Genomic DNA, 11606 nt, shown 5'->3' with positions numbered 1-11606 from the left:
CCACGTATTCATTTAACCATATAAAAATGCTCCCTTTGGGGAGCATTTTGCGTTTTACCAGGTACCAGAAATCCTATTTCTCGTCTTCAATCGCTTGCGCATCATAGACATAGTGGCTGGTCTCGCCAAAACAGCTGGAGGGCACACCTTTGTGCTCTTTGTATAACAGCCTCGCCCGCTCGCCTGCCAGCTGGTTCACCCTCAGTACCACCGCCGGGTCACGCACCGTGAAATGGAATTTTTCCGCTTGCGTACCGGGGATGGTCACCAGCACCAGTTCGCCTTCCCAAGTTTTGCACACCCAGCCTTTGTTAGAGAGTTTTTGCACATAACCGATCCGCTCGCCGTAGGAGTAGACCCAATTGAGCGATGCCCAGGTATACAGCGTGAAAAAAACCACCGGAAACAGGATCAGCCAAAATATTATTTTTATAAATTTCCCCATATTTGATATGCACCTAATTAAATATTGTTAGAATCAGCTAGCGTTAAGGATTGATATTACATGAGAAAATCATCAGTTGAAGAAATGATATTCACCACGCACCAGCTACGCAGTGATCGTGTGCCCGTATCGCATTTGAGCGCAACCATATGCCATCCGCGACGCAAGCAAACCCATCATGCCTGAAACTGCCAACCCACTTATTCATTACGCTTAAATTTTCCACCGGATGCATTCCCAGCTCATAGCAAATAAACGCATTATTTTATGCGCCTCCGCGCGCCTGGCACAAGGCATCCGCCAGACCCTGCAACAACAAAGTCAGCAACAAGGCTTGTCACAGTGGGAGGCGCCCGAGGTTTACCCCTTGCAGGACTGGCTGAACCAGCTGACTGAACACGCGATTTTATGCGGGCAGATTGCGGTATCAGATGCGCCGCTGGGCATGCTCTCTGCAACGCAGGAAGCATTGCTGTGGGAACAAGCCATTCAATCCAGCCTCAGCCGCCACGAAGCTGCAGCGCTGTTTAATACCAACGGCCTGGCCAGCGCCGCCCTGGAAGCCAACCGCTACCTGATCGAGTGGAACATCAGCATCGACATGGACACGGCGACTGAAGAGACACGCCAGTTTATGCAATGGCGCCAGCAGTTTCAGGCCTTGTGCAGGCAGAGTGGCTACCTGGAAAGTGTGCGTTACCTGGCCTGGCAATCAGGACAATTGCAGCAACACCCTTACAACTTGCCTGCCGATATACAACTGGCTGGATTTGACCGTATCAACCCGCATTTACAGGCTTTGATCAATGAATTGCAGACGCAAGGCGTCAGCGTGACCACCTTTGATATGGGCGCCGCCGCGGATGAGGTCAAGCGCATGCAGTTTACCGAAGCCATGGACGAATGCCGCGCCGCCGTGTACTGGGCGCAACAACATTTGGCCACGAATCCCCAGGCCAGGCTGGCGATAGTCGTACCTGAGCTGGATGCTTTGCGAGACACACTGGCACATCTGCTGGACGATGCGTTCCACAGGGAGGCGTTGCACCCGGCACATGCCGAAACACCGCGTTGCTATGAATTTTCGCTAGGGTTAGCCCTTAACCGCTGGCCGCTGGTAGAGACGGCGCTCAGCTTGCTAAGGCTGGCTTTTCAGCAATCGCCTTTCACACAAACCGAGTTGTCTGCCTTACTGGGCAATGTGTACTGGTCGCAAGCACAATATGAAGCCGACCCGCGTGCAGCAATCGATGCCGAGATGCGCAGGCAACTACCTTTGCAGGTAAAAGCCTCGACCTTTCTGCGTTTTATCGAGCGCAGACAGCAGGATATCCACCCTATCCTTTGTCCGGCGCTGGCCGCTGATTTGAATGCCCTGCTCACTCAGGCAAAACAAACACCGCGCAAACAATTACCTTCTGCCTGGGTCAGCAGTTTTAATCAGTTGCTGGCAGCAACCCATTGGCCGGGAGAGCGCAGTTTGTCCAGCCACGAATATCAATGCGTGCAATCCTTCCAGCGGGTATTGAGTCAGCTGGCCGCACTGGATGCGTGGTTAGGCAGCATAGATGCCATGTCTGCCCTGCACCGCTTATTGCAATTGTGCCAGTCACAGATTTTCCAGCCGCAAACGGTGCGGGTGCCCAATATCACCCTGATGGGTATGCTGGAAGCCTCCGCCCAACCGCTGGACGGGCTGTGGGTAATGGGCATGAATGACCATGTGTGGCCACCGTTATCACGCACCAACGCCTTGATCCCCGCCGAGTTGCAACGCCAGGCGGCAACGCCTAACGCCAGCAGCGAAGTGCAGATCGCCTTTGCCAGCCAGATCCACCAGCGTCTGCTGCGTTCGGCCAGGCAAGTGATTTTCTCCTATGCTGACCGCGAGGGTGACCGGCTGTTACGCATCAGCCCGCTGATACAGGCCATCCCGGAAACCACCGCTACACCAGGCGCGGCCACCCTGGCCGAAACGCTGGCGCAACACAGCAGCCAGGACTGGCAATGGCTGGATGACCATCAGGCACCCGCAGTGCAAGATGGCGAACATGTCAGCGGCGGCACCGGTTTACTGCGTGCGCAAGCGCTGTGCCCAGCCTGGGCGTTTTACCAATACCGTTTAAAAGCCCGCAAACTGGAAACCCCGCACAATGGCCTGGATGCCATGCAACGCGGCGATCTGATCCACCGCGTGATGGCAACCTTCTGGGCACAACAACCGTCTGTCGCGTGGCCCACCGTGCAGGCAGAAACCCTCAAAACACAACTCGACCAGATCGCCACCGCAGTGATTGCTGATTTCAACCAGGCATTTTCACAGCCGTTTTCAGAAGTATTCTGCCAGCTGGAAAGCGAGCGTCTGAGCAAACTGGCATTGACCTGGTTATGGGAAGTCGAACGCGAACGCCCGCAAGCATTTAACGTGACGCTGACAGAAGAAAAATTCACGCCGCTGATCGAAGGCATACAGGTCACCCTGATCATAGACCGCGTCGATACGCTGGAGGATGGCCGACTGGTGGTGATCGACTACAAAACCGGTAGCGCACCGGATTATAAAAACTGGGCCAGTGACAAAATCACCGAACCACAGCTGCCTATCTATGCTGCTTTTATTTTGCAGGATGAGGACATCGCTGCCGTGTGCTTTGGCAAACTGCGGCTGACAGATGGCGGATTCACGGGTGTGGCGGCTGAAGATGACATCGTCACTGGTATCAAAGCATTTAATCACGAAAAAAATAAATTGTTTGATCCGCAAGCATTCCCCGACTGGACTTCGATATTGCAACACTGGCGCAGCCAGATCACCCAAACCGCCCTAGCCTTGAAAGCAGGCGAAGCCGCGGTGGTATTTGAGTCAGAGCAGGATCTGGATTATTGCGATGTGTTGCCATTGTTGCGCCTGCCTGAACGGCAACTGCAATTTGAGCACAAGCATCATGGTGACCAGCCATGAGTGTGACTATGCAGGATAATGACTTGCAGCAGGCACTGGCTAGCGATACTGCTAACCGCCAGCGCGCTTTAGACATTGAATCCTTTATTGTTGAAGCGCCGGCTGGCGCGGGTAAAACAGAGTTGCTGACACAACGCGTGCTCAAGCTGTTACAAACCGTGCAGGCGCCAGAAGAAATCATCGCCATTACCTTCACTAATAAAGCGGCTTCTGAAATGCGCGCGCGTATTCTCGATAGCCTGCAACTCGCGGCGGCAGGCGTGCTGCCAGAAGCGCCGCACAAACAGATCACTTTTGAATTAGGCCTCCAGGCACTTAAACGCTCCGCCGAACTCAACTGGCATTTGCTGGAAACACCCGCCAGATTACGTATCTACACCATTGACTCACTGTGCGCCAACCTGGCGCGGCAAATGCCTTTATTAAGCCGTTTCGGTACACAACCGGCGGTCACTGAAGATGCGTGGGCCTATTACCGTGAAGCGGCCGGGCAAGCGCTGCAAACCATGGACGAGGCCACGCTGGGTGAGCCGGTACGTCTGGTATTGCGCTATATGGATAACGACCAGACAAGGCTGGAAGGCCTGCTGATGGCGATGCTCTCGAAACGTGAGCAATGGCTGCATTTGAGCCAGACTGGCAATCAAACTGATGCGGCTAGGCTGGCATTGTTACATTTAATCGAGAGTGAATTACAGCAGGCAGCGCAGGCATTGCCTGCCCGCCTGCAGGCAGCGCTGATGCCGATCGCACGTTACGCCGCCAGCCAGCTTCCACCCGATCACACTATGTCTGCCTTGCTGGATTGGCAACAGCCATACAGCGCAAGTATTGAAGACTTACCCGGCTGGCGCGCGCTGACCGAGTTATTACTGACCGCCAGCGGTGGCCTGCGCAAGCGGCTGGACAAAAACATGGGTTTGCCAGCGACTGAGGAAGCCAAACCCTACAAGGAAGCCCTGACCGAGATACTGGACGGGCTGGCACAACACAGCGACAGCGACAGCGAGGCCAGCATTGCCCGCATCCGCATGCTGCCAGACCCGGACAATGAAGACGATGCCATGATCCAGGCACTCAGCCAGCTACTGAATATCGCCGCCGCGCAATTATGGCTATGTTTTCAGGCGCAAAACGAAGTGGATTTTGTCGAGATCGCGCAGCGGGCATTGGCCGCACTGGTCGAAGGCGGTGTTTCCACTGAGCTGGCGATGCGCCTGGATTACCGTATCCAGCATTTGTTGGTCGATGAATTCCAGGATACCAGCCCCATGCAGATAGACCTGCTCAAGGCACTGACGCGCGGCTGGCTGCCCGGCGATGGGCGCACCCTGTTTGCCGTAGGCGACCCCATGCAGTCGATTTACCGCTTCCGCAAAGCCAATGTCGGTTTGTTCCTCAATGTCGCGGTCTATGGCATAGGCGATATTCTGCTGACGTCGCTCAAACTGTGGCGCAATAACCGTTCGCGACCGCAGGTGGTCGACTGGATCAACCAGACATTTAAAGGCATGCTGCCCGCCAGGGACGCACCACAACAAGGCGCCATCGCTTACCGGCCATTCGTGGCGACCAGGGCTGAAGCAGAGGGCGCAGGCGTGTTTGTGCACCCGCTATTGATCCCGGTGGCTGAAGCCGATGACGAGCCCGCCGATATCCGTCACCTGGAAGCCGAGCAGATCATACGCATCATCCAGCAAACGCGCGCGCATAAGCCGGACGCCACCATCGCCGTACTGGTGCGCGCACGCCGGCATCTGCACGCTTTGGTGAGCGAGATGCGCCGTAACCACAGCGAATTAAGTTTTCAGGCGGTGGAGATCGAAGAACTGGCCAACCGCCAGATTGTGCAGGACTTGCTCACCCTCACCTATGCCTTGCATCAACGCGCCGACCGCGTGCACTGGCTGGCGTTGCTGCGTGCGCCCTGGTGTGGTCTCACGCTGGCAGACCTGCATGCATTGATAGGCCAGGACAGTCATAGAAGTGTGATGCATCTGCTCAGCGATGAAGCCGTACTCGCCAGGCTGAGTGACGATGGCCAGCAGCGTGCCCGCCATCTCAGAGAAGTCATGCACTCTGCGCTGGAATGGCGCGGGCGCGCGAGCGTCAGCCGCTGGGTGCACAATACCTGGTTACGGCTGGGCGGTGCGCAATGCCTGTGGAATGAAAACGATGTGCAGGACGTGCAGGCGTTTTTTTCCCGCATCGCCGCACTGGAACAACACAATCAGTTCAACCCGCAAGCACTGGCGGAAGATGTGAAAAAGCTCTACGCCGCGCCGGATGCCAAAGCCGATGCCAGTTTGCAGTTCATGACGATCCATAAATCCAAAGGCCTGGAATTTGATACCGTGATCCTGCCCGGGCTGGATGGCGGCAACCCGCCCGATGACGCCAAGCTGGTGATCTGGGAAGAAGTGACACTCGCGCATGGCACCACCGAACTGGTCGCGGCGCCATATGTGCCTGCGGCGCGTAAACGGCAGCAGGCCGCGCTGGGTAAAACCGCCGTGGTCACGGCATACGACTATTTGAATGACCTGGACAAAACCCGTGCCGCTTATGAAGATGCGCGCGTGTTGTATGTGGCGGCGACACGTGCCGAGCGCCAATTGCACTTGTTAGGCGCCGCCAAAGCGGATAAAAATGGCGATCCGCAGCCGCGTAAAAACACCTTTCTGCACTTGCTATGGCCTGCGGTGAGCACATGGTTCACCACAGAACATGACCTGGTCGCACGCGCACCGCTTGCGCAAACCGATGCCGATATCAGGCAATTCGTGCCGCAACTTATCCGCGTACGGCAAGCAGAAACGCCGGCTGTGCTACAAGTATCCGGCACCCTCGCCGCGGCGAGCCATCACCAACAGACCGAAGATGCGCCGGTAGCCGCATTAGAAGCCGACACCGGCACCCTCGCCCACTTATACCTGCAACTGATCGCCGGGCAAGGCATAGATCGCTGGGCAGAGAGTGTCAAAAATCAATTCCTCATGCACGCACCGGCAATGCAGCGCTGGTTAAAACAACGCGGATATGCCGAGAATGAAGCCACGCTGGGCGCAGCCAAAGCCGCCAGCTTATTAACAACGACGCTGTCATCCACCGATGGACAATGGGTGCTAGAGCCGCACGCACAAGCCGCTTCCGAACTGGCGATAGAGCAACTGGCTGATAGCAAGAAGGTCATTGATCGCACGTTTATCGCAGATGGTGTGCGCTGGATCATCGACTATAAATCCATGCCTGTGACCAGCCAGCAAGACCTGAAGGCTTTGGCAGCTTACTTCAAGCCACAGCTGACGGCTTATGCACAGTTGTTCCAGCAAGAAAGCCTGCCGATAAAAACCGCCATCCTGTTTTTGAGTATTGGTAAATTAGTCACCATTGATTAAGGATAAATAATGATAGCGCAACAAGCCATTCTGGATGCCTTCCAGTTCCGCCATGCCTGCAAGGAGTTTGATGCCAGCAAACAGATTCCCCCTGAAGAATTCGAGTTAATTTTGGAATCTGCCCGCCTCTCACCCAGCTCGTTTGGTTTTGAACCCTGGCACTTTATTGTGGTGCAGGATAAGGCCTTGCGCGAAAGCCTGAAACAACATGCCTGGGGCGCGCCACTGAAACTGGATACTGCCAGTCATTTTGTATTGTGCCTGGCCATGAAATCACCCTTTTTAAAACCGGAGGGTGCTTACCTGCCCACTTTTATGCGCGAAGTGCAGCATCACCCGCAGGAAGTGATCGATATGCGCCTGGGCTTTTATAGCCAGTTCAAACAATCCGATTTTGATTTGAGTGATGAGCGAAAATTATTCGACTGGGCCAGCAAGCAATGCTATATCCCGCTGGCCAATATGATGACAGTCGCGGCCATGCGTGGTATAGATTCATGCCCGATCGAGGGTTTCAAGCAGAAGGAAACCGATGCGTTGCTGGCAGAACAATTCGGCGTGAATCTGGAGGAGTACGGCCTGGCGTATATGGTAGCGTTTGGTTACCGCAAAACTGAACCCAAGCCGAAAACACGTCGCGAGATCAGCCAGGTAGTGACCTGGAAATAAAAATGTAAGAAATAAGAATGGGGAAATAATAAACGCCTCAACAAAAAAGCTGCCTATCGGCAGCTTTTTTTATTCGTGCTCGTTTTTAAAATGTCTGCGCACATACCAGACGATAAATATCAGCCCCAGTGCGGCAATCACATAATGGGATTCATGGAAGTAGACTTTGAGGTCTTCCCAATGCTCGCCGGCTTTCATGCCGATATAGCCCAGCACCCAGCACCAGATCAATGAGCCGACAAAGGTATAAGCCACAAAACGTGTCATGTTCATGCGTGCTACGCCAGCCGGGAAGGCAATAAAGGTGCGCACGGCAGGCAGCAGGCGTGCAATAAAAATAATGATCTCACCATGCTCGGCAAACCAGCGGTCTGCCATATCCAGGTCTTTTTTGCTGATCAGCACATATTTGCCGTATTTTTCTACCAGCGGGCGGCCACCGTACATGCCCAGGTAATAGGCAGGGATAGAGCCTACTACGCAACCTATCGCGCCTGCCAGGGCAATGCCCCACAAGGTCATTTCGCCTTTGGTGACCAGGAAGCCGGCAAACGGCATGATGATTTCTGAAGGCAAGGGAATACAGGCGGATTCGATCGCCATCAATAACACGATACCGCCATACCCCATGGTGGAGATGACGCCCATGATCCAAGCGGCGATGGCGGCGAGTAATTTTTCTAACATCAACTAAATTCCTTCAATAAGGTTTTCACCAGTTCTACCCGGTGATTCAAATTGCCCAGCTGCACTGTAACACGTAATTTATCCGGCCCATTCATGCGGCAGCGCTTGTCGCGTTGCAATAAATTCACCAGCTTCATCGGGTCGATATCGGCTTTGACATTAAATTGTAGCTGGATGGCCGCATCGGAGGCGTCGACCTTGATAATGCCCAGTGGCTTGGCGGCGATACGCAACCTATGGCAGGCAATGAGCGCCTCACCTGGCTCAGGCAACAACCCAAAGCGGTCTATCAGTTCTTCCTGCATCACATCCAGCGCTTCGTCGTCCTCACAGTTAGCCAGGCGTTTGTAGAGCACCAGTCGCTCATGTACATCCGGGCAATAGTTGTTGGGTAATAAGGCGGGCGTATGCAGGTTGATTTCGGTGGTCACGCCCAGTGGTGAATCCAGATCAGGCTCTTTACCCGCTTTAAGCTGTTTCACCGCATGGTTGAGCATGTCGGAATACAGGTTAAAGCCTATCTCCTGCATCTCGCCGCTTTGGCTATCGCCTAACAGTTCACCTGCGCCGCGGATCTCCAGGTCATGCATGGCCAGGTGGAAACCGGCACCCAGGTCTTCCAGCAACTGGATCGCATCCAGCCGTTTTTGCGCTTGCGGCGTGATGGTGCGGTGCGGGTCAGTCAGCAGATAGGCATAGGCCTGATGATGGCTGCGACCCACGCGGCCGCGTAGCTGGTGCAATTGCGCCAGGCCGAACATATCTGCACGGTTGATGATCATGGTGTTGGCAGTCGGCACGTCGATGCCGGTTTCAACAATGGTGGTACACAATAACAAATTGGTACGTTGCTGGTAGAAGTCGCGCATCACATGCTCCAGCTCGCGTTCGCGCAACTGACCATGGCCAATTGAGATCCGCGCTTCGGGTAAAAACTTCTCCAGTTTTTCCTTCATCACGTAAATGGTATCGACTTCGTTATGCAGGAAATATACCTGCCCGCCGCGTTTAAATTCGCGCATCACCGCTTCGCGGATAATGCCTTCGGAATATTCGGTATGGAAGGTTTTAATCGCCAGCCGTTTTTGTGGCGGCGTGGAAATCACAGAAAACTCGCGCAGGCCTTCCATCGCCATGCTTAAGGTACGCGGAATCGGTGTTGCGGTCAGGGTGAGCACGTCCACCTCGGCGCGCAGGGCTTTCATTTGCTCTTTCTGGCGCACACCAAAGCGGTGCTCTTCGTCCAGGATAGCAAGCCCCAGGTTCTTGAACTTGACATCTTTCTGGATCAGCCTGTGGGTGCCGATAATAATATCGATGCTGCCATCTGCCAGGCCTTTGAGCGCTTCGGCCTGCTCTTTGGCGGTACGGAAACGTGAGATCTCGGCGATCTTGATCGGCCATTCGGCAAAGCGGTCGACAAAGTTCTGGTAATGCTGCTCGGCCAGCAAAGTGGTAGGCACCAGCACAGACACCTGGCGGCCACCCATCACGGCGACAAACGCTGCCCGCAGCGCGACTTCGGTTTTGCCAAAGCCGACATCACCACACACCAGCCTGTCCATGGGGCGGCCAGATTGCATATCTTTGATGACATTCTCAATCGCTTCCAGCTGGTCTGGTGTTTCTTCAAACGGGAAACCTTCACAGAAAGCTTCGTAATCCTGCAAACTGAGGGTAAACGCATGGCCACGGCGCGCAGCGCGTTGTGCGTATAGGTTGAGCAGTTCGGCTGCGGTATCACGGATCTGCTTGAGTGCTTTTTTCTTGGCTTTTTCCCACTGGCCACTGCCAAGCCTATGCAACGGTGCGCTTTCCGGCGGGCCGCCGGAATAGCGTGAAATCAGGAACAGTTGAGATACCGGCACATATAACTTATCTTCGCCGAAATATTCGATCAACAGTAATTCTGTTTCGCCTTCGCCAAAATCGATATTGACCAGGCCTTTGTAACGCCCCACGCCATGTTGCTCATGCACCACCGGGTCATCCAGGCGCAACTCAGAGAGGTCTTTAAGCATGCCCTCGGCATTACGCGCTTTCTCCTGGTTACGGCGCCGCTGCTGGCGCACAGTGCTGGCATAGAGCTCGGCTTCGGTAATAACGGCTAATTCACCATCCACAAACCCCTGGTGTAATGGCGACACGCCGAGCATGACTGGAAACTGGCTTTTCTCAAACCCGCCCCAATCCTCGGCCAGCGAAAAAGTCACGCCATGTTCGCTGAACAATTGCGCAATGGTTTCGCGGCGGCCCAGGCTTTCAGCCGCGATTAACACGCGGCCATCAAACTGGCTGATAAAACCTTGTAATTTATGCAGGGGCTGTTCTGCCCGACGGTCTACTTCTACCGGTGACATCGTGGTGACGTTTTGTATCTGCTGATGCACCAGCGCAAAGGCATGCGTCTGCTTGAAAAACTCATCGGTTTTTTGTAGCAGGGTTTCTGGTCGTAGAATCGGTTTCTCGGCATCGTAAGCCATCAGGCGATGACGGCTATTGGCATCGGCCCAGAAGGTTTGCGCGGCTTTATCCAGATCACCATGCAGGCACAGCACGGTTTGTTTGGGCAGGTAATCGAACAGGCTGGCGGTTTGCTCAAAAAACAAGGGCAGATACCATTCAACACCACCGCTGGCGGTGCCTTTGCTCACATCCTTGTAGATTTTCGCGCGCTGCGGATCGCCTTCAAAGTATTCGCGGAACTGGCTGCGGAACAATGTAATTCCGGCTTCATCCATAGGGAATTCGCGCGCTGGCAACATACGGATCTCACCGACCGGATAGACGCTGCGCTGGGTATCGATATCAAAGGTACGTATGGTCTCGATCTCATCATCGAACAAATCGATACGGTAAGGCAGCGTGCTGCCCATGGGATATAAATCGACCAGCCCGCCACGCACACTGAACTCGCCCGGGCTCATGACCTGGCTGACATGGTGGTAACCCGCCTGGGCGCACTGGTTGCGCAAGGCATCGACATCCAGCCGCTGGCCTTTTTTGAGCATAAAGGTATGCGCGGCCAGGTAAGCTACCGGCGGCAGGCGCAGTAACGCCGTCGCAATCGGCACAATCACTACATCGCTCTGGTTCTGGCTGAGCTGGTATAACGTAGACAGCCGCTCGGAAATTAAATCCGGATGCGGGGAGAACACATCGTAGGGCAGTGTTTCCCAATCCGGCAGCAAATGCACTTCAATGCCTTTGGCAAAATAGGGAATCTCATCCATCAAACGCTGCGCTTCAAACGCATTGGCAGTTAAAATCACCAGCGGCGATTGTGTTGCTTTTAAACCACAGGCCAATTCGGCCAGCGCTTTACTGTCCAATCCCTGACTGTGAAAAGAAAAACGCTGGGGATGTCCGACGACGGGAAGAGAAACTGCCATAAAAGAATAAAATCTTATTGCTCAGGTTAGGTGAGTAGTTCTTGGCGAATCTG

General features: G+C 54.4%; 7 protein-coding genes. 4 read left to right on the top strand and 3 right to left on the bottom strand.

Translation table 11 applies throughout. The annotated features are described in order from the left end of the window. Window positions 1-73: 73 nt before the first annotated feature. Window positions 74-445 (bottom strand): hypothetical protein, encoded by a 372-nt coding sequence (locus ACTS9Y_RS11295; protein WP_442586029.1) that lies wholly within the window; start codon window positions 443-445, stop codon window positions 74-76. Between the two features lie 60 nt (window positions 446-505). On the opposite strand from ACTS9Y_RS11295, the gene ACTS9Y_RS11290 reads away from it, so the two are divergent. Genes ACTS9Y_RS11290 through ACTS9Y_RS11275 form a run of 4 tightly spaced genes read left to right on the top strand, consistent with a single transcriptional unit; the run spans window position 506 to window position 7474 of the window. Beyond that, on the top strand, window positions 506-631 hold the full coding sequence (locus tag ACTS9Y_RS11290; protein ID WP_442586028.1) for a hypothetical protein: 126 nt from the start codon (window positions 506-508) through the stop codon (window positions 629-631). A gap of 43 nt (window positions 632-674) precedes the next feature. Beyond that, window positions 675-3407 carry a PD-(D/E)XK nuclease family protein gene (locus ACTS9Y_RS11285; RefSeq protein WP_442586027.1) on the top strand — a complete coding sequence of 911 codons (2733 nt, stop codon included), beginning with the start codon at window positions 675-677 and terminating at the stop codon, window positions 3405-3407. Further along, window positions 3404-6805, top strand: coding sequence for a UvrD-helicase domain-containing protein (locus ACTS9Y_RS11280; protein ID WP_442586026.1), 3402 nt, complete (start codon window positions 3404-3406; stop codon window positions 6803-6805). Before ACTS9Y_RS11285 ends, ACTS9Y_RS11280 begins: the two co-directional genes overlap by 4 nt. A gap of 9 nt (window positions 6806-6814) precedes the next feature. Then, window positions 6815-7474: an NAD(P)H-dependent oxidoreductase gene (locus ACTS9Y_RS11275; RefSeq protein WP_442586025.1), complete on the top strand. Its 660-nt coding sequence runs from the start codon at window positions 6815-6817 to the stop codon at window positions 7472-7474. A gap of 69 nt (window positions 7475-7543) precedes the next feature. Here ACTS9Y_RS11275 and ACTS9Y_RS11270 read toward each other — a convergent pair whose 3' ends face one another. Then, window positions 7544-8161, bottom strand: a complete 618-nt coding sequence (locus ACTS9Y_RS11270) for a DedA family protein (protein ID WP_442586024.1) — start codon at window positions 8159-8161, stop codon at window positions 7544-7546. After that, window positions 8161-11553, bottom strand: coding sequence for a transcription-repair coupling factor (gene mfd / locus ACTS9Y_RS11265; protein WP_442586023.1), 3393 nt, complete (start codon window positions 11551-11553; stop codon window positions 8161-8163). The genes ACTS9Y_RS11270 and mfd overlap by 1 nt, the downstream gene beginning before the upstream one ends. Window positions 11554-11606: the final 53 nt, after the last annotated feature.

The sequence above is a fragment of the Methylophilus sp. genome (assembly GCF_052173275.1).
Lineage (GTDB): Bacteria > Pseudomonadota > Gammaproteobacteria > Burkholderiales > Methylophilaceae > Methylophilus.
Note: the sequence above shows the minus strand (reverse complement) of the source record. Positions and strands in the feature narration are given on the sequence as shown.

Coding starts and splice junctions, on each gene's coding strand:
- ACTS9Y_RS11280 (WP_442586026.1), top strand. CDS start 3,404: ATGAGTGTGACTATGCAGGATAATGACTTGCAGCAGGCACTGGCTAGC.
- ACTS9Y_RS11275 (WP_442586025.1), top strand. CDS start 6,815: ATGATAGCGCAACAAGCCATTCTGGATGCCTTCCAGTTCCGCCATGCC.
- ACTS9Y_RS11270 (WP_442586024.1), bottom strand. CDS start 8,161: ATGTTAGAAAAATTACTCGCCGCCATCGCCGCTTGGATCATGGGCGTC.
- ACTS9Y_RS11290 (WP_442586028.1), top strand. CDS start 506: ATGAGAAAATCATCAGTTGAAGAAATGATATTCACCACGCACCAGCTA.
- mfd (WP_442586023.1), bottom strand. CDS start 11,553: ATGGCAGTTTCTCTTCCCGTCGTCGGACATCCCCAGCGTTTTTCTTTT.
- ACTS9Y_RS11295 (WP_442586029.1), bottom strand. CDS start 445: ATGGGGAAATTTATAAAAATAATATTTTGGCTGATCCTGTTTCCGGTG.
- ACTS9Y_RS11285 (WP_442586027.1), top strand. CDS start 675: ATGCATTCCCAGCTCATAGCAAATAAACGCATTATTTTATGCGCCTCC.